Below are 25,209 nucleotides of genomic sequence, written 5' to 3'. Positions count from 1 at the left end.
CAAAACAGGGAAAACACTCGAAAAAAGTATCTATAAAGCTGTTTATCAATTCATTAAATAGAAGGAAATTTGTAAAACTGTTACGTAACGGGAAAAGAAATACAAACCTTTTAAAAACTTACAAACCATGAAAAAAAAACAAAAAACGTTTAAAAAGCTTTCGCTGAACAAAAAAGTTGTGTCCAACTTGGAAATTCAGCAGACAAATGGTGGTGCTGTTACCACACATATTTGTCCTATTAATACGCTGAATTGTCCTGGAACTTGGATCTGCCCTATTGAAACAAGGTTTTGTCCAAGACCAACTTGGATCTGCCCAATTGAGACACAAATTTGTCCGATTGAAACTCTTGCATGTCCAATAAACACTTTAGCATGTCCATTCTAATCCATTAAAATTTTAAATCATGAAAAAAAATAAAAAAAGTTTAAAGAAGTTAACACTTAACAAAAAAGTTGTGTCTAGTTTAGAAGAGAGCCAAGTAAGTGGAGGAACTATTGTTTCTATCGCTTGTCCAACACTATTTTGTCCAACAAGATTCAATTGTCCAACACTACAATTTGATTGTCCGACATTACGTATTGATTGCCAACAAACCTTGGATAGTGGTTGCATTAAAACTTTAGATTGTTCGCTTGCAGGTTGTCCAACTAATTTTGTTTGCTAAAAACAACCTAATTTATTTATATATTGAGGAAAGCTGCTGTAAAAAGCAGCTTTTTTTTATTTATCGTGATTACTATGATATAACTTCTACTAAATAAAAACTCAACTAGTATTGAAAATTCTAGAACTAAGTGTTTCATTTTTAGTTTCTTATTTTCGTTTTCGTTGCTCGCAAAAAGAAAAGAAACAAAAGAAAGCGCGCTTTTTCCAGAGGTGTTTTCAGCTTTCTCTTTGGAAAGCTAAAACCGCATCCACTTTTCTAAATTTTTTCCAAGGCTTCAAAAATTTTTAACGAAAAATGTCTGCTACACTGCAGAAAAAGAAAACGTCCCATGTTATCTTTTTGTTGAACCAATATTATTTATACTTCGATTCAGGAAGTGAGATAGCTTGTGGATATTTTTTAAGTCTACTTGTCTTATAATCTTCTTTTGCTTTTTCTAGGTTGCCCAATTGTTCATAGCAATAACCACGACTGTATTCTGCTTTTCCATCACTAAATGCCTGTGCATCGATGACTTTTGATAAATTTTTGACAGCATCTAGGTAGTTTTTATTTATCAAATCAATAATACCTATATTTTGAATGGATAGATAATCTGTAGGGTTTGTTTTAAGAATTTCTTCAAAAACTTTTCTCGCTTGTGGATATTGTTGTTTTACAAAAAAATCATACGCTACTTGATGTTTTGCTTTTACTTCATCATTACTGAGATACGATTTAAACTTTAGCTTTCCTAAAACTTCTTTTTTTGCATTGACAATTTTGCTACTAAACTTATTATATGCCAATCCCGTATCTAGTATTTTGAGCATTAATTCACTGTCTTTGGTAAAATCGTACATGGTGTTCGATTTGGTTTTCCATTCACTCACATCTCTATAATTATGTTTCGTATAGTGATGCATTATTTTTAGCAGACTTGCGGTATCTTTATCTTTTAGATAGATTTTTTTAAGCATGTTATAATTCGTTTTGAATCCTGGATATCCATCAAAAACTTGTTCCGAATAATGTTTTGCGCTGTCTAAATTATCTTTTACATTCAAATAGATTTCTGCCTTAAATGCTTTTACCAAAAATGCATCTACATTGTATGATTGTGATGTGTTTAAAATGGCTAATGCTTCGTCATATTTTTTTGCTTTGATGGCATAATTTGCCAAGAACACATTATTAACGGTTCCAACATAACTCAATTGTGGATAGTCTCGCCATCTTTCTTTGATGTTTTCATAGCTATATTTCAGTTTTCCGTCGCCAAACAACGCTTTTCCTGATAAATCGGTTCGCATTTCACGTTGTAGTTGATATGCTTTAAATACTGCATAGTTTGAAGCTATACTGGCAAAACTGAACAGAAATAATACGCCAAATATGACTAACTGTAATTTTTTACTACTCAAAACGATTTCGCTGGTCGTTTGCCTTCTAGCGAAAGCCAAAATAAATACCACCGAAATAATAAAGAATAGTTGAATAGGCGCACGCTCCAACGGAAAGTTTAGCAATGCATCAAGTGTATAACCTAAAGCTACTAAAAAAACAGTGGCATATATATATTGTGTTTTAAAATCTTTTTCGCGACGCATTAATCCGATAAACCATAGAAATGGCGCAATAAATAGAGAAACATAAAAGAGAAAACCAACAATACCTGTTTCCGCTAGCTTTTCCAAGAAATCACTGTGCGCACGTCTAGGGTTTGCAAAAGCTCCTTTACTATTGGTATAATTAATATAATGTGTTTTTTTACCAACGGCTTTATAATTTCCATAACCGACACCAAGCACAGGATTTTCCTTAAAATTATCAAAAGCGAGTTTCCACAACGAAAATCGTCCTGAACTCGATCGTGATTCTATTTTAATAGAAACATCCGCCGAAACGATTTCTTTTTCCTTGGAATAATTTTGATTTACGTAATTTCTTCCACTATAGTAATCAGTGTTTCGCGTGTTCAAAAGATCGTCCAAGGTATTCATAGAATTTTTATCAATTCTATTCACATTCAACACTAAAAGTATAATTAAGAAAGGTGCTACAAACAAAAAAGCTGTTTCTTTTTTAAGCTTTGCACTGTGTTTTATAATTCCATATAGCAAATAAGCTATTGTGATGATAAATATAACAACGAATGATAATACAGCAGTTCTTGAAGCTGCAAAAAACAAAGCAACAATGGCAAGAAATATTGCCAAACCTGAAATGTATTTCCAGATTTTTTCAAAATATAAAAAGCCGTATATAACAAACGGTAATTGCACTACTAAGTATGCTGTGTAAATGTTAATATTAGAAAAGCAATGTTGAAATCCTAAGACAAATTCACTTGTTCTAGCCGTACTTGAATTTCCTGAGAAATATTGAACTGCTTTCCATGAATAAAAAATTACAACAACAATAGATACTTTACAGATAAAGTGAAAAAAGACTTTTGGATCGTGTCTAATAAAAATATACAAACAATAAAATGCTACAATTGTATTGACAAAACGCGCTAAATGCACCAAACTTTCGCTCACATTAATCGCAGTAATCATGGACAAACAGCCAACTGTAAAAAAGCCTACTAAGAGTCCACTATAAATTTTTGCCTTTTTATCGAATGTAGATACATTGAAGAAATCTTTATGTTTAAATAAAAACACTAGTGAAACCACGTTTAATAAGGAAACATACAACCATTCGGGCGCATCAAAATCCATTGCATTAAACAAAGGCACAAAACTCGTAAGAAGGTATAACAAACATAAAAGCTGTGCTATAATGAGTTGATTGGCAACTGGCGTTTTTTTGGGTGAAGCGGTTTTTTCGGATTTACTTTTTGGCATTGATGTAATTTTATATCAAGAAAATAAAAAAATAAAAAATGTAAGTCAAGCAAATACTCCGAATATTAAAGCATTGCTAGCTGAACAAATTACGAGAAAAATCTTGAATTTTGTTGAATTGTTTTTTGAAAGAATTTCAGAATCCCGATCAAACGCAAAAAATGAGCGTTGATTGCTGTTACAATTACAACGGAATTCACCTAAAAAGTGACAACGGATTCTAAGAATAGTTAGTACCTTTGTAAAGACTGAAAAAGATATCATGCTAGACATTCAAAAGATACGAAAAGACTTTCCAATTCTCAACCGAGAAGTAAATGGTAAACCCTTAATATATTTCGATAATGCGGCGACTTCGCAAACACCGCAACAGGTTATTGACTGCATTGTAGATTACTATTCGCGCTACAACGCAAACATTCACAGAGGTGTACATACGTTGAGTCAAGAAGCTACAGATGCGTATGAAGAAGCACGTATAAAAATTCAGAAACATTTTAACGCATCAAAACCGCATGAAATTATCTTAACGTCTGGAACGACGGAAAGTATCAATTTGATTGCCAATGGATTTGCTTCGTTTGTAAAAAAAGGAGACGAAATCATTGTTTCTGCACTAGAACATCATTCCAACATTGTTCCTTGGCAAATGCTGTGCGAACATACAGGTGCCATATTGAAAGTAATTCCAATGTTTCAAAATGGACAACTAGACATGGACGCGTATGTTGCATTACTGAACGAAAAGACAAAATTAGTCTTCTGTAATCATGTGTCCAATGCCTTGGGAATTATCAATCCAATAAAATTTATTATTGACAAAGCACATGAAGTTGCTGCTGCTGTACTAATTGATGGCGCACAAGCTGCACCACATATAAAAGCAGACGTACAAGCATTGGATGTAGATTTCTATGTGGCTTCAGCGCATAAAATATGCGGACCTACTGGTGTTGGATTATTATACGGAAAAGAAGCTTGGTTAAACAAATTACCACCATATAAAGGCGGCGGCGAAATGATTGATCAGGTTACGTTTGAAAAAACAACGTACGCAGGTTTGCCACATAAATTTGAAGCAGGAACCCCAAACATTTGTGGAGTCATTGCTTTTGGAGCCGCGTTAGATTATATGAATGCGATCGGTTTTGAAGCCATTGAAGCCTACGAACATGAGCTATTAGTCTATGCAACTGAGAAATTACTAGCCGTTGGTGATGTAACTATTTACGGAACTGGCGATAAAACCGCCGTGATTTCGTTTAATATAGAAAACATTCATCCGTACGATATTGGAACCATTATTGACAAACTAGGAATCGCCGTTCGTACAGGACATCACTGTGCGCAACCAATTATGGATTTCTACAAAATTCCGGGAACAGTTCGTGCTTCGTTTTCTTTTTACAATACAAAAGAAGAGATTGACACCTTTATAGAAGCGATCAAAAAAGCGAAGATGATGCTTTCGTAACTTTCTCATAAAAAACAGTTTATCTAAAGAATCGCTCCATTGGTCGATTCTTTTTTTTTGCGCGCATCTGAAAAAAACCGATGTGTTTCATCGATAAACATACTATCTATCACTTGTAGGTTAAATTTCATAATGTTGTTTTATCTCTAACATATTAATAAAATAATTACATTTTATCTAAAAAATTGCATTTTTTGTTAAATTATTCATAAAAAAATATACATTTGCCGAAGTATTAATCCGAATAAACCTAATTAAGAAAATTATGAAAAAAGTTTTTCTAAGCATGATTGCCGTAGCAACAATCATGGTATCTTGTAGTGATGACCAAACTGCAAATACAACAGATGACGCACAAGTAGCAGTTGACATGAGTGACTTCTACTTACACACAGACAATAGTGAAAAAGCTGCAGGTGGTTGTTTCACAATGCAGAAATTAAATGACCAGCTTGACAAAGATCCTCAGTTAGCTGAAAAAATGTATAATATTGAGAAAAGATTCAGACAAGATGTGCTTTCTAAAGCAAAACCAGCAAATCCTGGCGGCGGAAACGGCGGCGGTGGCGGCGACCCAGAACCACCAACAGATAACTTAGGTGTTGTAACAATTCCTGTATATATACACGTTGTATATAGTAACAGTAATGAAAATATTAGTGATGCACAAATTAACTCTCAAATGGCTGTCTTAAATGACGATTTTAGAAAAACTAATAATGATGCAAACCAAGTACCTTCATTATTCTCTGGAGTAGCAGCAGATACTGAAATTCAGTTTAGCTTAGCTCAAACGTTCAGATATTCAAACTCTAGAACTTCTTGGGGAACTAACAATCTTGTAAAATCAACATATCCACCAGTAACACCTTCAACTCACATGAATATTTGGGTTTGTAACATTGGTGGTGGAATCTTAGGATACGCACAATTTCCTGGAGGAAGTCCTTCAACGGATGGAATCGTAGTTGGACCACAATTTTTTGGAACAACGGGTTATGTAGCTTCTCCTTTTGACGAAGGAAGAACAACAACGCATGAAGTTGGTCACTACTTAAACTTACGCCACATTTGGGGAGACGGAAGATGTAACAGAGATGATTTTGTTTCTGACACACCAACTTCTGATGCACCAAACTATGGATGTCCTTCATTCCCAACAACAAACTGTCGTTCAACGGATATGACAATGAACTACATGGACTATACAAACGATGCATGTATGTACATGTTCAGTACTGGACAAAAGACAAGAATGAGAGGCGTTTTAGTTGCAGGTGGAGCTAGAGAAACCTTAGTGAACTAAGCAACGAATTACAGTGCTAAATTAAATATAGAAAAGACGCCAATATTGGCGTCTTTTTTTGTATTATTATATTATTGAATTTATAAAAAACCTACACATGAAATATATATTTTGTCTATTCTCCGTTGTTTTATTTTCAAAAGGATGCAATGATGCGAAAACAGAAACCACAAAAAGTGCGCAAGATGATATTTCAATTACGTATGAAGCCTCTTCACGCGGATTGTATCAAAAGATAGACCTTTCCAAAGCACAAATTACTGTTGCAAACGATAGAAGCGGAACTACAGTCACAAAAGAATGCAACGAAGCCGATTGGAGCGAAGTTGTAGCCTTACTTGATAAAATTGATGCTGAAAAATTGAACGGAACTACTGTAAAAGATGAAGACATCGCCAGAGATGCTGCAATTCCTGCAACATTGACTATAAAATACAAAGACAATACCATTACTTCTAAAACAATTGCACACGGAAATCCACCTTCATACTTAGCACCTTTGCTCACAAAAATACAAGCAATGGCAAAAGCTGTTGATAAACCGTAATAGTTGTTGTATTTTTGCATTTCATAAACAATCGTGTAAACGAAGAAATAATGACGATACAAGAGATACAAGACGAAATAGTTGACGAGTTTGCCATGTTTGACGACTGGATGCAACGCTACGAGTATATGATTGACCTTGGGAAATCGCTTCCGCTTATTGATGAAAACTTAAAAGAAGACGAAAACCTTATCAAAGGTTGTCAAAGTAAAGTTTGGGTCCATGGAGAAATGATTGATAATAAACTGGTATTTACCGCCGATAGTGATGCTATTATTACCAAAGGAATCATTGCTATATTAATTCGTGCATTTTCAAACCAACATCCATCAGCAATTATTGAAGCAAATACTGATTTTATTGACGAAATCGGCTTAAAGGAACATTTATCACCAACACGTGCAAACGGATTGGTGAGTATGATAAAACGATTAAAGTTATACGCAGTGGCATATCAAACACAATTAAACTAAAAAAATGTCAGAAGTTACTATAGATACAGACGCTTTAGGCGAAAAAATTGTAAAGGTTTTAAAAACTATTTACGATCCAGAAATTCCAGTAGATATTTACGAGTTAGGACTCATTTATGATGTTTTTGTAAATGAAACGTTCGATGTAAAGATTTTAATGACACTTACGTCTCCAAATTGTCCCGTAGCAGAAACGCTTCCGTTGGAAATTGAAGAGAAAGTAAAATCAATGAAAGAAATCAACAATGCTACGGTTGAAATTACCTTTGAACCGCCTTGGGACAAAGATTTAATGAGCGAAGAAGCAAAACTAGAACTAGGTTTACTATAAGATGGCTGAAGAAATTATCAACAGAGTTGCGCAAAGCAAATTAATGACAATTGATCTTGAAGATTATTATCCTTCTGGAAAACGTGTACTTTTTGACATTTCTGATTGGTTATTGGAAGGATTAATTCTACGCGAAAAAGAATTCCGAAAGTATGTAGCTGAATATGATTGGTCAAAACATCAAGGGCAGTATATTTCGTTAATTTGTTCTACGGACGCTATTATTCCTGGATGGGCATATATGTTGGTAAGCGTAAATTTAGCACCTTTTGTCGAAAAAGTGATAATTGGGACGTTGGAGAATTTAGAAACGTCCATTTACCAAGACATAATTGCAAAACTCGATGTTTCAAGCTATCAAGACAAACCTGTTATTATTAAAGGTTGTGCGCACAAACCTATACCAGACAACGCGTACACGATGATGATAACAAAACTACATGGTGTTGCTAAAAGTGTAATGTATGGCGAAGCTTGTTCCTCAGTTCCGCTATACAAAAAGAAATAACGTTTCTAAATAACCGATTTAATTTACTGACTTTCATAAGTTTAAATATTTTGTGATATTTTTGTGAACTCACGGACAACTCCTATATTTGCCGTCGCAAAAATCTAAAATAAATAGACATGAAAAAAATCATATTTACAATCGCGTTATGTGTCGGAATTACTTCCATGAATGCACAAACAGTAGAAGAATTAAAAGCTCAAAAATCTGAAAAGCAAGCTGCTGCAGATGCTTTACAAGGAGAAGCAAATGCGATACAAGCACAAATCGATGCATTACCAGGATGGAAAAAAGGAGCTTTCGGAACTATTGGAGGAAGTCTTTCTGAATTCAGCAATTGGTACGGACAAGGAACACCAAACGTTTCCTCTGGAAATATAGGGTTTACCATAAATGCTTTTGCAAACTTAAATCAAGAGAAATTTTTCTGGAATAATAGCGCGAATATAAACTTAGCTTGGGTTAAATTTGATGATAAAGACGATCCAACAGATAGTAAAAAGTTTAGAGAATCTACAGATGTATTCAATATCAGCACTTTATACGGTCGTAAAATCAGTGAAAAATTTGCAATTTCTGGTTTAGCAGAATACAGAACAACATTATTAAATAACTTTAACGATCCTGGGTATTTAGATGTTGGTTTTGGTGCTACTTGGACACCAATTCAAAACTTAATTGTGGTGATTCACCCATTAAACTACAACTTTGTATTTAGTGATAATGATTCTGTTTTTGAATCTTCATTAGGTGCAAAAATTGTAGCGGATTATACAAGAAGTATTGGCGCTGTAAACTTTAAATCAAACTTATCAATGTTCCAAAGCTATAAAAGTAGCGATTACTCAAACTGGACATGGACAAACTCATTTAGCTATTCATTATGGAAAATGATTGGTGTTGGTTTCGATTTTGGTTTAAGACAAAACAAACAAGAAGCGGTAAACTTCAATCTTGCTTCTGGAAATACAGCAACAACATTTGACAATGTAGATAATAAATTACAAACATACTGGACAGTTGGTTTAAGCTACAACTTATAAGATTTCACCCAAACAAAATACTAGAAATGCGTCTCTAAATGGAGACGCTTTTTTTGTTCCTAATTCTTTAAAAAAGAAAAAGCGATCCGAAGATCGCTTGAAATTATAAGTCTATTTTGGAGCAGTACACCATAAATCCCCAGTATCATAACACCATTGATTATAGGTCCAGTTACAAAATTCTGGTTCTCGTGAGTCACACATTGGACCATCAGAAAAGGCTCCACCTTTTGCGCTTTCATAAGTTAACGAAGAAACTGCTTTCTTGTTCAGTGACAAGTTTTTAAAATTCTTTTTTTTCATGATATAAAGTTTTGGTTTGAAAATGAAAGTATAAAAACAAATCATGAACCACTTACGGTAACACCTTAATTAACATTTGAATAGCAATTGCAAAAAGAAAATCGAAGTGAAACTATCTGTTACTAAAATAGCAAAATTGCTTTGTCATGCTAGCGTATGGAAATCAAACAAAAACATACGTTAACACACGTTTTAACACAACCGCGAGTTTCATTAACATAAAGTAAAAACCTTTGTAAATAGTGCAACTTCAAGCATTTTTAAGGTTAATGATCGGTTAACGATGGTGTTTTTTATGGCTACCAATTGTGTTATTGCTACTTTTGAATTGTTGAAAGTGCAAAAACACACAACATTTCGATCCTATATACGATTGATAACCACAACCAAAAACTGAATGAAAAATAAAGTCACCATATTAATTATTGCTTCCATTGCTACATTGATTGCTTTATCGGCCATTCAAGGATACTTAATAGAAAACGCATATCAACTCAAAAAGAAGTCCTTTATACAGGAAACAGATGATGCAATTTCTGACATTGACAATCATCCAGAGTTGGATTCAATTGTTGATGTTATCGGTGAAGATTTACGCACCAATTTGGGCGATTATAAAAACAACCGAATTAGCAAAGCAGAAGTTATTCGCAAACTTCGTATAAAAGGCGATAGCGTAAATCAGTCATATATGGAACGCTACACAAAAGAACTAAATGCGATCAACTTAGGTTATAAAATTCGGTATAAAAGACAACTCACCAGTATTATTGTATACAATGGACAGGAATACGACACAATTTTTCCATCAGCAAAAAAACAAAGTTTAACCATTTTAGGTGAAAATTTTGAAGATGAAAATTCACATGTAGTTAAAAGTGCGCGTACGTTTACAGAGTTTGATTTTATAACACAAGAAAGAGACAGCGTTTTTACAACCACACTTGATGTAGAGTTAAAAACAAAAGATGTCATTTTAATTATGGACTGGAAAAGTATTGTTTTCCGTCGCATGGCGAGTTTGCTCATCATTTCCGTATTGCTGCTTTTGTTTGTGGTTGGATTGCTATATTATTCGATTAAAAATTTAATCAATCAGAAGAAAATTACAGAAATCAAAACCGATTTCATTAACAATATTACACACGAACTCAAAACGCCGCTTGCCACATTAAGCGTAGCTTCAAAAAGCTTGAAAAATACCGAAATTAGAAATTCTACGGAAGCATTTGACAACACATTGAATATTGTAGACAGACAGAATACACGTTTGCAAAAACTAATTGATCAGGTATTAACGAATAGTTTAAGCGCAAAGGATATTATATTATCAAAAGACGCGGTTGTAGACAACGATTATTTTAATGATTTAATTGCTGATTTTAAACTGTCAACACAACAACGAGAACTCAGTATTATCAACAAAGTTTGCCCAGAAGAAGTATTGCTTCGTATTGACACATTTCACTTTACCACAGCTTTGTTGAATATTTTGGAGAATGCTGTCAAATACGGAAACGATCAAACAGAAATTACCATTGAAACTTCGCTGAAAAGCAATGAATATTACATCACAATTAGTGATAATGGACAAGGAATTGCAGCGCAAGATCAATCGCAAATATTTGACAAATTTTATAGAGTCAGTCACGGAAATGTACATGATGTAAAAGGACTCGGATTAGGCTTGTATTACACGAGTCAGATTGTAAATGCGCATCAAGGAAAAATTACCGTGCAAAGCGAATTGAAAGAAGGAACAACTTTTATAATAACAATACCTATTAACTAATGCAAAAGACCAAAGTTTTACTCGCAGAAGACGATTATGATTTCGGAAGTATTTTAAAACAATACTTGATGATTCACAATTTTGATGTGATTTGGGCAAAAGACGGCAAAGAAGCATTTGCACTTTTTAGTGCCGACGAACATCAACATGAAAATGCATTTGATATTTGTGTTTTTGATGTGATGATGCCACAATTAGACGGTTTTTCATTAGCTGAAAAAGTAATTGAACACAACCCAGAAGTTCCGTTTATCTTTTTGACAGCCAAGAAGATGAAAGAAGATAAAATACGAGGATTAAAACTCGGAGCCGACGATTATATCGTCAAACCATTTGAAGCCGATATTTTGGTTTTACGTTTACAAAACATATTAAAACGATCAAAAAAAACAATCATTTCATCAAAAAACGAACACGAATACACGATTGGGAAATATGTTTTTGACACTATAAACTATCAATTGAAATTCAATGGAGAAACCCAACGAATTACTGAAAAAGAAGCGCAACTGATTCAGTTTTTCTACGACCACAAAAACCAACTCATTAAACGAGAAGACGTTCTCGAAAATGTTTGGGGAAATGACGATTTCTTTTCTGGAAGGAGCATGGATGTATTTCTGAGTAGACTTCGGAAATACTTCAAAAAAGATCCCGCAATCGCAATTGAAAGTACTCGCGGTCTCGGATTGACTTTTAAAGTAATTACCAATTAATTCATCAAAAAATTAGAAAACATGAAAACATTTTTTATATCCGCATTTATAGTATGTATGTTCCAAATTGGAAACGCACAAAAAGCACCTGACACACCAGAAACACCAACAAATATTGTTGCAAATCATGGAAATTATAGCGAAGGAGGAAATACTTCGGTATCAATCAGTCACACAGACGACGCTTATAAACTAAAAGCAAGTTTTCCACAAAGCAGAGAAGCAAGATTAAAGGAATTGATTCAAAATACGCTTGGCGATAAAAATTTAAACATTCGCAAAGGTTATTCAAAGTGGAGCAATAATGAAAAAGTATATGAAGTTAAATTAACTCAAACAACACTACGAATTTGGATAGATTTAAACATCGCTTCTACGAATTTGATTGAAAAATTTGAAGCATTAGGACATGATGCAAAAACAATTATTTCGGGCAGTAATATTAATGTTGAGAAAGCCCGCATGCAACGAGAAGCAGATAGAATGCGACGAGAAGCAAATAGAATGCAGCAAGAAGTAAAACGCTTAGAACAACAAGCTGCACGTGAAACAAAACGTGTAGAAAGAGAAATGAAACAACAAAACGAACGTGTTCAACGTGATGCTAAACGTCTTGAGATAGAAGCAAAACGCTTAGATATGGAAGCAAAACGTGTGGAAAAAAGAGCGCGTCATAAAGGCGGCATAAGTTCATACATTAAGCGTTTATTGGACGATGCTAAAACAATATATACAGGAACTTCAGGTTCAGATTTGAATTGGATTTGGCCAAGTGTACAAGAAGATTTATTGGCAGCTTTTTTGGAAGATGAATTCGTTACATCTACTTCAAAAGTAGCATTTACAGCAGAGAAAGATCACATGTATGTAGATGGTGTTGAACTCACGGAAGCACAAAGTAAAAAATACAGTGCAATCCTTCGCAAAGCAGGCATAAAAACAAATGCTGATTTTTCATTCTACAAAAAAGGAGATCATATTGTGATCATCGGATTGAATGCAAAAATTAAAAAAACATTCAATGATTTATACAAACAAGGATTTATTGCATCTACGGATGAAGCTGTTAAGCTTCTAATTAATGGAAATTCGATCGTTCAAAACGGAACAAATCTGTCTTCAGACAAAGTAGCCGCAATCAATACAATTCTTAGTGACAACGGAATTATTCCCGCGCCAGGAAAGTATCTTGAAATGAAAAAAGCAGGAAGTTACCGATTGGGTTATAGTACTGGTACAAAAGGAATTGTTGGTACTTGGATTGAGGAGGACTGATTTTAAAAAACATCCTAAAAATACAAGAGAGCGATCTAAATGATTGCTCTCTTTTTGTTTATATGCCTTACCCTAAAAAGGTTCGTTTGGTGGACAGTGGTAGCAATTTGTTAATAATGTTGGATCAGTACATGTAAGCGGTCCACCTGTATTATCAGCTCTACGCAATCCCCCTACTACTTTAACTGTTAAACTTGATACTGCTTTTTTGTTTAGCGAAAGTTTTTTTAGACTTTTTTTCATAATTATTAAATTTTAGTGGTTTCACTACTTAATCCTTCTAAAAATCAAGTAGCCATTTGGTTAATTTTTCTTTTATATGTAAATCTACCTCTGTCCAGGACAAATAAAACACATTGTCATTGCCGTTGGTCCTGTTGGTCCAGTTGTGTAAGTGTCAGTTGTATCGTCATCTTGTCTGCGAAGTCCTCCTTTAAGTTTTACAGATAAATCAGAAACTGATTTTTTGTTTAAGGCTAATTTTTTTAAGCTTTTTTTCATTTTTACTAAGTTTTGGTTGTTAATTAAAGTCGTAGTTTTTAACAAATACTACGTTTGCGATGCATCAGCTTATGAAATAAGGGAATTATATACTTTTTATTGCTCTAAAATGTATCTGGTGGACAATCAAAACATCTTGTGTTTTCTGTCGGATCTGTTGTTGGCGCTTCTCTTCTAAGCCCTCCATTAATTTTTTCTGTTAAACTAGAAACGGCTTTTTTGTTGAGTGCTAATTTTTTTAGACTTTTTTTCATGCTGTAAATTATTAAGTTTTGCTCCTACTCGTACGTTTTTCGGATTCCACGTAAAATATGTGTACTGTACGTTTTCTCATGATAGAGAATATACAATACTATGCAGCAGTCTAAAAAAATTAAGGGAATTCTATGAACAAGAAACCTAAAAAATAAATTTTGGTTTTTTGCTTGCATTAAATATAAAGAAAATCGGAGCTAATTACAATTAGCTCCGATCATTTAATGTTTTTTGTCACTCTATTTCTTCGTAATCAGGATACAAGAAATTATTATATGGGAAGCGCGTTACGTGAATTTCACGTACTACATTGTATACTTTACGCTTAAAATCGTCTATGTTTTCTTTGTTGATTGCCGAAATGAATAATACATCTTCTGCGGAAGAATTCATCCAAGTTCGTTTCCAATCGTCCAAGGTATAATGTGCTTTGGTTCTTTCTGTTACTAAATCATCACTGTCAATAGTTTCATGTGTAAAAGCATCAATTTTATTGAAAACCATAATAGTTGGTTTGTCTGCACTTTTAATTTCACCTAAAATCTTATTAACAGAGGCAATATGATCTTCAAAATTGGGATGTGAAATATCAACCACGTGTAATAACAAATCAGCTTCACGCACTTCATCTAAGGTGCTTTTGAAGGAATCTACTAATTGTGTTGGCAACTTTCGGATGAATCCAACGGTATCACTCAACAAAAACGGAAGGTTTCCAATCACTACTTTACGTACGGTTGTATCTAAAGTTGCAAACAGTTTATTTTCAGCAAAGACATCACTTTTACTAACAACATTCATCAAGGTAGATTTCCCAACATTGGTATATCCAACTAAAGCCACACGAATTAATGCACCTCGGTTTCCACGTTGAACTGCCATTTGCTTATCAATCGTCTTCATTTTATTTTTCAACAAAACAATTTTATCGCGTACAATACGTCTATCCGTTTCAATTTCCGTTTCTCCAGGTCCACGCATTCCAATTCCACCACGTTGGCGTTCTAAGTGTGTCCATAAACCTGTTAATCGTGGTAATAAGTATTGGTATTGTGCCAATTCTACTTGCGTACGCGCATAACTGGTTTGCGCGCGTTGTGCAAAAATATCTAGAATTAAACCTGTTCTATCAATAATCTTACATTTCAACAAACGTTCAATATTTCGCTGTTGTCCTGGTGATAATTCATCATCAAAAATAACGGAACCAATATCATTTTCATTTACAAACCGCTCTACATCTTCCATCTTTCCTGTTCCAATAAATGTTTTTGGATTAGGAACATCCATCTTCTGTGTAAATCGCTTTATGACCTCACCACCAGCAGTATATGTCAAAAACTCAAGTTCGTCCAAATACTCTTTAGATTTGATTTCGTCTTGCTCCTTCGTAATCACTCCTATAAGCACAGCACGTTCGTAATCAATTGTTTTCTTTTCTATCATACATAAAATTAAAAAGCAAAGTTACACAATTCCTTTTTTGATTTTAGTACTTTTAGGTTTTATAAACAGACTTTTATAACGCCCATGGATAAAAAAGACCCTCTAAATAAATATCATACCGTTGCATTTTACAATCTTGAAAACTTATTTGATACAGAAGATGATAAGTATACTCTTGACAATGACTTTTTACCTGAATCAGATCGCAATTGGACTCCAAAACGCTACGAAAAGAAAATTTATAAACTAGGAACCGCTATTTCTGGTGTTGGTCCAGAAGGAGCAAATGATGCACCTGTATTAATTGGTGTGGCTGAAGTTGAAAATAAAAAAGTATTAGGCGATCTTATAGAATCAAAGCAGTTGGTAACGTTTGACTATGATTTTGTGCATTACAATTCACCTGACGAACGTGGAATTGATGTTGGTTTATTATATCAAAAAGAACATTTTGAAGTCACCTATTCAGAATCAATCCCTATTCTATTATATACGGATGAAGGTTTACGCGATTTTACACGAGACACCTTATATGTAAACGGATTACTAAACGGCGAGAGCATTCACGTTTTTGTCAATCATTGGTCTTCCCGCAGAAGCGGTATAAATGAAACTTCGCAGAAACGAATCAAAGCAGCACAAACTGTTCGAGAGAAAATCAACACTATTAAAGCTAATGAAGAAGATCCTCATATCATTATTATGGGCGATTTTAATGACGATCCTACAAGTGAAAGCGTTCAAAATCACTTGATGGATACTGATTTATACAATCCGATGCAAAAACTGTTGACCATCTATACAGGAAGCTTAAACTACAAAGGAGAATGGAATTTGTTTGATCAAATCATTTTTTCTACAAACTTTTTCGATTACAAAAAAGGAACACACAGTTTTGCTTCTGCTGATATTTTTGATGAAGACTTCTTAACACAATGGAAAGGAAAATACAAAGGAAATCCATTTCGAACCTATACAGGTAGAAAATATCTTGGTGGTTATAGTGACCATTTCCCTGTTTACATAAGACTAAAATTTAACACATAACCTTCATTTTTTGCAACTAAAGTGTTAAAGTAAAGTTAAGTTTACTTTTTTTTACTATTTTTAACCCTACTAACTATTAACCAACTTTTTTTATGAAAAAAATTACCTTGCTATGTATGGCAACGTTATTTTATACGTTTTCATATTCTCAAGTATTAAATCAACCAGCAAACTGGCCCAATACAAATTGGTCTGTTACTGGAACATATAATACAGATCCAGGCGCTTTTGAAGCCGATCCAACACTAACAGCAAATTTTGCCTTTGATGATGATGATGCCGGTGGTACCAGTGATGATACCATTGCAGCAGAATCTCCAATCATTGATCTTTCTGCTGCATTTACTGCCGCAGAAACATGGCTTATTGCTTCTGTTGACTACACCTATAATGATTTAGGTGATACACTAACTTTAGAATATTGGGACGCCGATGCTGCTGCATGGGTAACTTGGCAACAATTTCTTGCTACTGCAGACCAACCCAATGATAACTTTTGTGGCGGAACTAGAGATTCGTTTACAAGTGATCCTTTAGATATTGCTGGATTCACTGCAACGCAACAATCAGGATTTCGTTATCGAATTTCCTTTGATGATGCTGCAGGATGGCAATGGGGGTTTTGTTTTGATTCACCTACGTTAATCTCTTCACCTCCTCCGGCATGTCCAGATTTATCCAATTTAACTGCAGCAAACATAACTGCTGCAACAGCTGATATTAGCTGGACAGCAGGAAGTACTGAAACTGCATGGGAAGTTGTAGTGCAAACCGCAGGAACAGGAGTACCAACAGGTTCAGGAACTGCCACTACAACAAATGCACCTTACACAGCTACCGCATTAAGTGCTACTACAGCCTACGAGGTTTATGTAAGAGCTGATTGTGGTGTGGATGGATTTAGTAATTGGATTGGACCTATTAACTTTACAACTTTAAATGTACCACCACCACCACCAGTTGGAGTAACCTGTGCATCAGGAACTTCATCTTTTGTGTTTACGGAAGACTTTGAAACTGATCCAGCTTCTGGATGGACAGGGACAGGCTTTGCGGGAACTAATGGAAATTGGGATATAACTGCAGGTGGAGCTAACTCATTTGGAACTGGCCCTGCTGCTTCCTTTAGTGGAGGAATGCACTTAGAATATGAAGCTTCTGGAAACTCAACTACAGTTGCTTCTGCAATTAGTCCTGCAATTGATTTAACTGCAGCTTTAGACGGTGCAGAATTATCATTTAACATGCACGCCTTTGGTGCCGACATGGGAACATTAAATGTAAATATAGGAACTTCACCAACAGGTCCTTTTACAAATGTATATAGTTGGATTGGTGACTTACAAACAGCTGATACAGAAGCTTGGGTTCCAGTAGGAATCAATTTAGATGCTTATTTAGGTCAAAACATATATGTAGAATTTAGTTATGGCGGTGCTGGAACTGGATTTGAAGGAGATATGTCAATAGATTTAGTACGTGTTGAATCATGTGGTGCTTTCTGTATAGCCCCAAGTGGATTAACAGCTTCTAACGTAACAGCTACATCAGCTGATGTTGCATGGACTGCAAACAATGGGGAAACACAATGGGAAATTGTAGTGCAAGCCGCAGGAACAGGAGTACCAACAGGTGCCGGAACTGTAACTACTACAAATGCACCTTACCCTGCAACGGGATTAACTCCTAGTACAGATTATGAGGTTTACGTAAGAGCTAATTGTGGAGCTAACGGGCTTAGCAATTGGATTGGACCTATTAACTTTAGAACTTTAAACGCACCACCACCACCACCAGTTGGTGTAACATGTGCGGCAGGAACTCCTTCTTTTGTGTTTACAGAGGACTTTGAAACTGATCCAGCTTCTGGATGGACAGGGACAGGCTTTGCGGGAACTAATGGAAATTGGGATATAACTGCAGGTGGAGCTAACTCATTTGGAACTGGCCCTGCTGCTTCCTTTAGTGGAGGAATGCACTTAGAATATGAAGCTTCTGGAAACTCAACGACAATTGCCTCTGCAATTAGTCCTGCAATTGATTTAACTTCAGCTGTGGATGGTGCAGAATTATCATTCTACATACATGCATTTGGTGCCGACATAGGAACATTAAATGTAAATGTGGGAACTTCAGCAACAGGTCCTTTTACTTCTTTATTTAATTGGTCTTCTGACTTACAAACAACTGATACAGAAGCTTGGGTTCCAGCAGGAATCAATTTAGACGCTTACTTAGGTCAAGTTATATATATCGAATTTAGCTACGGCGGTGCTGGAACTGGATTTGAAGGAGATTTGTCAATAGATTTAGTGCGTGTTGAATCATGTGGCGCTTTCTGTATAGCTCCAAGTGGGCTTACAGCTGCTAACATAACAGATACAACAGCTGATATAGCATGGACTGCAAACAATGGAGAAACACAGTGGGAAGTTGCAATACAAACTGCAGGTACAGGAACACCAACTGGTCCTGGAACTTCTACTACAACAAATGCACCGTACGCTGCTACGGCATTAACACCTACAACAACTTATGAAGTATATGTAAGAGCCGATTGTGGAGTTAACGGATTTAGTACATGGACTGGACCTATTAACTTTACAACTGAAAACGCACCACCACCACCACCAGTTGGTGTAACTTGTGTTACAGCTGGTATTCCTTTTGCTACACTAGCTGAAGACTTTGAAGTAGATCCACCTTTTGGATGGACAGGAACAGGTTTTGCTGGAACTAATGGAAATTGGGATATTACTCCAGGTGGAGCAAACTCAGGTGGAACAGGTCCATCTGCTTCCTTTAGTGGAGGATTGCACCTAGAATATGAAGCTTCTGGAAACTCAAGTACAATTGCTTCTGCAATTAGTCCAGCAATTGATTTAACTACAGGTTTAGATGGTGCAGAATTATCATTCTATATGCATGCATTTGGTGATGATATAGGAACATTAAACGTTAATGTAGGAACTTCACCAACAGGACCTTTTACAAATGTATATACTTGGATTGGTGATTTACAAACAACTGATACACAAGCTTGGGTTCCAATAGGAGTCAATTTAGACACTTATTTAGGTCAAACCATATATATTGAATTTAGTTATGGAGGTGCCGGAACAGGATTTGAAGGAGATATGTCCATAGATCTTGTTGAAGTACAAACATGTAGTACAGCAGTACCTTCGTGTGTTTCATTGATATCACCATCAGATGGTGCTACTGCAATTGAAATTAATCAAAATATTACATGGAGTACGGCAGCCGGATCTCCTGGAGGATATATTGTAAGCGTCGGAACTACCCCTGGAGGTACAGATGTTGTAAATGGTGTAGATGTTGGTAACGTGAATACGCTACCATTAGCTACTAATTATGGTACTACTTATTATGTTACAATTTTAGCATACAACGGAAACGGATTAGCTACAGGTTGTACCGAAGAAAGTTTTACGACTCGACCAGATCCAAACCAAGTATTCAACTTAGTTTGTGCCAATGGAGCAATTAATGTAAATCACTGTTATACTAATAATGACGATAATTCGTTCTTATTCACATCCGATACAGGATTCCCAATAATATTAACGTTTGCTTCAGGAACAATTGTAGATGATGATGATATTATCAATTTCTATAGTGGTTCTGATAATACTGGTGACTTAATATCCTCAGGAAACAACGCAGGAGATTTGAGTGGCTTAACCGTTACATCTTCAGGTGGAAACCTATTTATGGAAATTATCAGTGATGGATTTCAAAGTTGTGCTAATGGAAATGGAACACAATGGCAATGGACTGCAGAATGTTCAACTTGTTTCAGACCAACTGCTACCTACACGGTAGTTGAAGATTGTGCAGCTGGAGATCAATTCTTGGTAGATGTAGAAATCTTAACTACGGGTGACGCAATGTCTATTACAATTACGGATGACTTTGGAAGTGTACCGCAAGTAGTTACAGCGGCTGGTGTGTATACTTTTGGACCTTTTCCAAATGCAACACCAGTAGTATTTACAGTAGCTGATACTGATGATATAAATTGTGTATTGACAAGTGATCCAAAAACACAGGCATTCTGTCCAGATCAAGAGTGTTCAATCATTAATGCTGGATATGATCAATTACAAACGTGTGATGTAGACTCAACTGACTTATCGGCTACCTTTATGGCAAGTTCAATAACGTCAAATACAAGTACCTATACAATTAGTGACTTACAATGTCCACCAGATAACTTAACAGGTACACCAACGTCAATTACATTAGATGATAGGTATTCATCATTGATACCATTAACCTTTAACTTCGATTACTTTGGAACTACTTATACCGATGTAGTAATTGGAGCTAACGGACTTATTTCATTTAATGCTGGTGATGCTGGAAACTTCTGTCCTTGGAACTTTGCGCCGGGAGATTTACTTCCAACGCCTGCAGTACCAACAAATGCAATTCATGGTGCATACCATGATATTGACCCTGGTGTTGCTGGGAATCACTACATTGAGTATGCAGTTGTAGGAACAGCACCTTCAAGACAATTTAAAGTAACGTTCTTTGAAGTGCCACACTTTGGATGTAATGCTCTTATGACTACACAACAGATCATTTTATATGAATCTTCAAATGTTATTGATGTAATCTTAATCGAGAAGCCAGTATGTCCAACTTGGAATGATGGTGGAATTGCGATTGTAGGTATTCAAAATAACGCAGGAACTGTAGGATATGCTCCTCCAGGAAGAAACAATGGTGTTTGGACAGTTACAAATCAAGAATTATGGAGATTTGTACCCGCTGGAAATCCTAACTACACATTTGAATGGTTTGATGATGCTGGAAACTCTTTAGGAAATAATACTGACATAACAGTAACTCCAACAGAAGATACTACCTATACCGCATCTATAAGTTATGCATTAGCAGATGGAACATTAGTAACTTTAACAGACGATGTAACCGTTACGGTAGAAAGAGATCCAATAATTGTAGCAACAGAAACATTAGAAGTCTGTGATGACGACTTTGATGGTGTCGCTGATTTTGACCTTACGGTACAAGATCCTAATATTATTGATACGCAAACAGGTGTAACTGTTTCATACTACGAAACAATGGCAGATGCAGAAGCAGGAACAAACATGCTTGCAGATCCAACAGTATACACAAGCGCTGGCGGAACAGTATATGTTCGTATTCAAGATGATGCAACTGGATGTTATGCAACAGGTGACTTTGAAATTGTTGTATTGATGCAAATTGATCCTGCAAATATTGGTTTAGAGGGTGAGTGTATCAATGATGAATATACAATTACGGTATCTCCATTAAATAACGGATATGATCCTGCCACTGTAACGTATGATTGGTCCGGTGGTTCATCTACAAACACTTCTGGATCGCAATTCGTTGCAACAGAAGATGGTGAGTACACTGTAACCATAACAACTATTGATGGTTGCGCAAGTACGCAAACATTTACCGTAATCAACGCAATGTGTTCATTCCCGCAAGGAATTTCACCTAACGGAGATAACTTAAATGATTCATGGGATTTACGTGCGTTTAGAGTACAAGAAGTAGAGATATTTAATTCTCATGGTCGTTCAATATACAAGAAATTTAAGTATACAAATGAATGGAGAGGTCAATCGAATGATAATGATGAATTGCCAGTAGGAACTTATTTTTATGTATTAAGACTTGAAAATGGAGAGGCTAAAAACGGGTGGATTTATCTAAATAAGTAATATCCGTTGCATAAAAATTAAATTCTATATTATTAAAATAATATCACATCATGAAGAACATATATATCGCACTATTTATATTACTTTTTACACTACCATCGCTTGCACAGCAAGATCCACAGTACACACAGTACATGTACAACATGGCAGTTATCAATCCGGCATATGCAGGATCTAGAGAAGGAATATCACTAGGAGCATTATACAGAAATCAATGGACCGGATTTGACGGTGCCCCAAGAACGTTTACGTTCTTTGGGCATTCGCCAGTCGGTAAAAATGTAGGGCTTGGATTATCTTTAATTTCAGATCAAATTGGACCTGTAAAGGAAACCAATGCCTACGCAGACTTTTCATATACATTACAATTAGGAGGTGCACACAAATTAGCATTTGGTGTTAAAGGAGGATTAACATTCCATGATATTGGATTATTCTCTCAAGTAAACCCAACACTAATAGATCAAGGTGATGAAGCATTCTCAAGTGATGTAAATGAAACGACATTTAACTTAGGAGCTGGACTTTTTTACTATACAGACAACTACTATTTAGCATTATCGATTCCTAACTTTTTAAAAGGAACGCATTTAGATGTCAATGGTAGAACGTATGGTTCTGAAATATCACATTACTTCCTTACTGGTGGTTATGTGTTCCAAGCAACTCCAAACACTAAAATAAAGCCTTCATTCTTAGTAAAGTCAGCTTTTGATGCACCAACATCATTTGACGTAAACTTAAATGCTTTATTTTATGAGAAATTTGAAATTGGAGCTTCGTATCGTTTAGATGATTCTTTTAGTGGAATGGTCAATTTTGCAATTAGTCCGAGATTACGTATAGGCTATGCCTATGATGCAGTAACTTCAGAAATATCATCTGTGGCAAGCGCATCTCACGAAGTATTCTTATTATTTGATTTATACTTCCCAAGAAAAGTTTCTCGTTCGCCTAGATATTTCTAAAACCTAATACGCCAAAAAACAATGAAAAAACTATATATATTATTTCTAATTCTAGCAACTTCAAATGTTTTTGCTCAGAATGATAGAACAAAGAAAGCTGACAAGCTTTACGACAGGCTTGAATATGTAAAAGCGGCTAAGGAATATGAAGAAATTGCCATTGATGATGCTGATGCTTATGTATACGAGCGACTAGCTAACTGCTATTATAATCTTTTCGAAACAGAAGAAGCAGAACGTTGGTACAGACAAGCTATTTCTGAAGGAAGTACAAGCGCAGACACCTACTTTAAGTATTCTCAAATGCTAAAAGCGAATGGAAAGTACAAAGAACATAACGAATGGATGGCAAAATTTGCTGCTGCAAAGCCAAGAGACAAAAGAGCCATTGCCTTCAATGAAAATCCAAACTACATTCCACAAATTCTTGCAAAAGTGACGAAGTTTGAAGTGAAGAATTCTGAAATCAATACGAAGAATTCTGACTTTGGAGCAATCACTTCTGGAAGCACTGTATACTTTACTTCTACTCGTGATGGAGGAAGAAAATACGGATGGAACGATCAACCATACTTAGACATTTACAGAGCTTCGTATGATGGAGATGGTAATTTATCAGGCGCACAAGCACTATCAAAAGACATCAACACAAAATATCATGAAGGAACTGTAAGTTTCTCACCCGATAAAAAAACGATGTACTTTACGCGTGAAAATTACTATGAAGGTAAATTCCAAAAAGATGAAGATGGAAAAGGAACATTAAACATGTATACTTCAACCATGTCAAATGGCGAATGGTCAAATGTAAAACCTGTTCCATTTAACAATGATGAATATTCAGTGGGACATCCTGCGGTAAGTGCGGATGGAAAAACATTATACTTTGCATCTGACATGCCAGGAGGTTTAGGACAATCTGATTTATACAAAGTCGCTATCAACAGTGACGGATCTTTTGGAGAACCTGAAAACTTAGGAGGAGATATCAATACAGAAGGAAGAGAATTTTTCCCTTTTGTGAGTAGCAACAATACACTCTATTTTTCTTCTGATGGACACTTAGGAATCGGAGGTTTAGATGTATTTGCAGCTAAAATTAATGGAGCTTCTTATGGTGCAGTTCGTAACTTAGGAACACCATTAAACAGTAACTCTGACGATTTTTCTTTTACATTTGATGAAGTAACTAAAAAAGGATTTGTTGCCTCTAACCGTGATGGTGGAAAAGGAAGTGACGACATTTACGAAACAACATTAATCAATCCTATTTGTGATGTTGACTATGTAATTGTAGTTACTGATAAAGAAACTGGGGCTGCATTAAGCGGAGCCAATGTAATATTAGCAGATGACAAAGGAAACAGTGTTGGATCAAAAACAACAGATGCGGACGGACAAGTTACATTCAAAGTAGAATGTGACAAATCTTCTATCTTAGAAGCTTCAATTCAAGGATATGTTCCTCAAAAAGTAAATGTAGATAGTGGAGACAATCCTCAAATGGCGGTAAACATTGCGTTAGCACCAATTGAAGAAATCATAGAAGATGAAGTAATTGTGCTTAATCCTATCTATTTTGACTTTGACAAACACAACATCCGACAAGATGCTGCTTTTGAATTAGACAAAGTTGTCAATGTAATGACAAAGTATCCTAATATGGTGATCAAAGTGGAAACACACACAGATATTAGAGGTCCTGCTTCATACAATCAAAAACTATCTGAAAGAAGAGCAACATCTACAGTACAATACATCATTTCAAGAGGAATTGATGCTTCACGCTTAAGTAGTGAAGGAAAAGGAGAAAGTTCTCCATTAGTAGATTGCACAAAATGTACAGATGAAGAACACCAACTAAACCGTCGTTCTGACTTTATTATTGTAAGTAAAGATTAATTACAATCTTACCACATAAAAAAAACCTGTAGCTCCCGTAGTTGCAGGTTTTTTTATGCGCTAAACT

At 35.4% G+C, this 25,209-nt stretch carries 22 protein-coding genes; 16 read left to right on the top strand and 6 right to left on the bottom strand.

The genetic code is table 11. The features are described 5' to 3' along the window. Positions 1-127 precede the first annotated feature (127 nt). Positions 128-388 carry a class I lanthipeptide gene (locus tag H2O64_RS06860; protein WP_187561425.1) on the top strand — a complete coding sequence of 87 codons (261 nt, stop codon included), beginning with the start codon at positions 128-130 and terminating at the stop codon, positions 386-388. Positions 389-407: 19 nt separating this feature from the next. Then, positions 408-668 carry a class I lanthipeptide gene (locus H2O64_RS06855; protein ID WP_187561424.1) on the top strand — a complete coding sequence of 87 codons (261 nt, stop codon included), beginning with the start codon at positions 408-410 and terminating at the stop codon, positions 666-668. Between the two features lie 356 nt (positions 669-1,024). On the opposite strand, the gene H2O64_RS06850 is transcribed toward H2O64_RS06855, so the two are convergent. After that, positions 1,025-3,502 carry an O-antigen ligase family protein gene (locus tag H2O64_RS06850; RefSeq protein WP_187561423.1) on the bottom strand — a complete coding sequence of 826 codons (2,478 nt, stop codon included), beginning with the start codon at positions 3,500-3,502 and terminating at the stop codon, positions 1,025-1,027. 262 nt (positions 3,503-3,764) lie between these two features. Between H2O64_RS06850 and H2O64_RS06845 the strand changes: the two genes are divergently transcribed. The 7 genes from H2O64_RS06845 to H2O64_RS06815 all read left to right on the top strand — a co-directional run bounded on the left by H2O64_RS06845 (position 3,765) and on the right by H2O64_RS06815 (position 9,184). After that, positions 3,765-4,976 carry an aminotransferase class V-fold PLP-dependent enzyme gene (locus H2O64_RS06845; RefSeq protein WP_187561422.1) on the top strand — a complete coding sequence of 404 codons (1,212 nt, stop codon included), beginning with the start codon at positions 3,765-3,767 and terminating at the stop codon, positions 4,974-4,976. 265 nt (positions 4,977-5,241) lie between these two features. Further along, entirely contained in the window at positions 5,242-6,282 is a 1,041-nt protein-coding gene (locus H2O64_RS06840; protein WP_187561421.1) for a zinc metalloprotease, read from the top strand. 97 nt (positions 6,283-6,379) lie between these two features. After that, a complete protein-coding gene (locus tag H2O64_RS06835; protein WP_187561420.1) occupies positions 6,380-6,829 on the top strand; it encodes a hypothetical protein in 450 nt (149 codons plus the stop codon). A 50-nt stretch (positions 6,830-6,879) separates the two neighbouring features. Then, positions 6,880-7,302 carry a SufE family protein gene (locus H2O64_RS06830; RefSeq protein ID WP_187561419.1) on the top strand — a complete coding sequence of 141 codons (423 nt, stop codon included), beginning with the start codon at positions 6,880-6,882 and terminating at the stop codon, positions 7,300-7,302. Positions 7,303-7,306: 4 nt separating this feature from the next. Further along, the gene (locus H2O64_RS06825; protein ID WP_187561418.1) at positions 7,307-7,633 is read left to right on the top strand and encodes an iron-sulfur cluster assembly protein; all 327 of its coding nucleotides are present in this window, start codon (positions 7,307-7,309) and stop codon (positions 7,631-7,633) included. 1 nt (position 7,634) lies between these two features. Further along, entirely contained in the window at positions 7,635-8,141 is a 507-nt protein-coding gene (locus tag H2O64_RS06820; RefSeq protein ID WP_187561417.1) for a DUF2480 family protein, read from the top strand. Between the two features lie 119 nt (positions 8,142-8,260). Further along, entirely contained in the window at positions 8,261-9,184 is a 924-nt protein-coding gene (locus tag H2O64_RS06815; protein WP_187561416.1) for a DUF3078 domain-containing protein, read from the top strand. 111 nt (positions 9,185-9,295) lie between these two features. Here H2O64_RS06815 and H2O64_RS06810 read toward each other — a convergent pair whose 3' ends face one another. Further along, positions 9,296-9,487 (bottom strand): class I lanthipeptide, encoded by a 192-nt coding sequence (locus H2O64_RS06810; RefSeq protein WP_187561415.1) that lies wholly within the window; start codon positions 9,485-9,487, stop codon positions 9,296-9,298. Positions 9,488-9,884: 397 nt separating this feature from the next. On the opposite strand from H2O64_RS06810, the gene H2O64_RS06805 reads away from it, so the two are divergent. From H2O64_RS06805 to H2O64_RS06795, 3 genes are read left to right on the top strand one after another with little or no spacing between them, the layout of a single operon-like run. Next, positions 9,885-11,279 (top strand): sensor histidine kinase, encoded by a 1,395-nt coding sequence (locus H2O64_RS06805; protein WP_187561414.1) that lies wholly within the window; start codon positions 9,885-9,887, stop codon positions 11,277-11,279. Continuing rightward, positions 11,279-11,995: a response regulator transcription factor gene (locus H2O64_RS06800; protein ID WP_187561413.1), complete on the top strand. Its 717-nt coding sequence runs from the start codon at positions 11,279-11,281 to the stop codon at positions 11,993-11,995. Before H2O64_RS06805 ends, H2O64_RS06800 begins: the two co-directional genes overlap by 1 nt. 21 nt (positions 11,996-12,016) lie before the next feature. Continuing rightward, entirely contained in the window at positions 12,017-13,270 is a 1,254-nt protein-coding gene (locus H2O64_RS06795; protein ID WP_187561412.1) for a hypothetical protein, read from the top strand. A gap of 72 nt (positions 13,271-13,342) precedes the next feature. On the opposite strand, the gene H2O64_RS06790 is transcribed toward H2O64_RS06795, so the two are convergent. The 4 genes from H2O64_RS06790 to hflX all read right to left on the bottom strand — a co-directional run bounded on the left by H2O64_RS06790 (position 13,343) and on the right by hflX (position 15,472). Further along, on the bottom strand, positions 13,343-13,513 hold the full coding sequence (locus H2O64_RS06790; RefSeq protein WP_187561411.1) for a hypothetical protein: 171 nt from the start codon (positions 13,511-13,513) through the stop codon (positions 13,343-13,345). A gap of 84 nt (positions 13,514-13,597) precedes the next feature. Then, positions 13,598-13,771 carry a hypothetical protein gene (locus H2O64_RS06785; protein ID WP_187561410.1) on the bottom strand — a complete coding sequence of 58 codons (174 nt, stop codon included), beginning with the start codon at positions 13,769-13,771 and terminating at the stop codon, positions 13,598-13,600. 104 nt (positions 13,772-13,875) lie between these two features. Then, the gene (locus tag H2O64_RS06780) at positions 13,876-14,025 is read right to left on the bottom strand and encodes a hypothetical protein (protein WP_187561408.1); all 150 of its coding nucleotides are present in this window, start codon (positions 14,023-14,025) and stop codon (positions 13,876-13,878) included. Between the two features lie 235 nt (positions 14,026-14,260). Further along, complete coding sequence (gene hflX / locus H2O64_RS06775; RefSeq protein ID WP_187561407.1) at positions 14,261-15,472, bottom strand: GTPase HflX; 1,212 nt, start codon at positions 15,470-15,472, stop codon at positions 14,261-14,263. 84 nt (positions 15,473-15,556) lie between these two features. On the opposite strand from hflX, the gene H2O64_RS06770 reads away from it, so the two are divergent. The 4 genes from H2O64_RS06770 to H2O64_RS06755 all read left to right on the top strand — a co-directional run bounded on the left by H2O64_RS06770 (position 15,557) and on the right by H2O64_RS06755 (position 25,142). Further along, positions 15,557-16,519, top strand: coding sequence for an endonuclease/exonuclease/phosphatase family protein (locus tag H2O64_RS06770; RefSeq protein ID WP_187561406.1), 963 nt, complete (start codon positions 15,557-15,559; stop codon positions 16,517-16,519). Between the two features lie 92 nt (positions 16,520-16,611). Then, entirely contained in the window at positions 16,612-22,272 is a 5,661-nt protein-coding gene (locus tag H2O64_RS06765; protein WP_187561405.1) for a T9SS type B sorting domain-containing protein, read from the top strand. Between the two features lie 50 nt (positions 22,273-22,322). After that, entirely contained in the window at positions 22,323-23,240 is a 918-nt protein-coding gene (locus H2O64_RS06760) for a PorP/SprF family type IX secretion system membrane protein (RefSeq protein WP_187561404.1), read from the top strand. A 21-nt stretch (positions 23,241-23,261) separates the two neighbouring features. Beyond that, positions 23,262-25,142, top strand: coding sequence for an OmpA family protein (locus H2O64_RS06755; RefSeq protein WP_187561403.1), 1,881 nt, complete (start codon positions 23,262-23,264; stop codon positions 25,140-25,142). The last annotated feature ends 67 nt before the right edge of the window (positions 25,143-25,209 follow it).

Origin of the sequence: Kordia aestuariivivens (assembly GCF_014397005.1) — a bacterium.
Lineage (GTDB): Bacteria > Bacteroidota > Bacteroidia > Flavobacteriales > Flavobacteriaceae > Kordia > Kordia aestuariivivens.
Note: the sequence above shows the minus strand (reverse complement) of the source record. Positions and strands in the feature narration are given on the sequence as shown.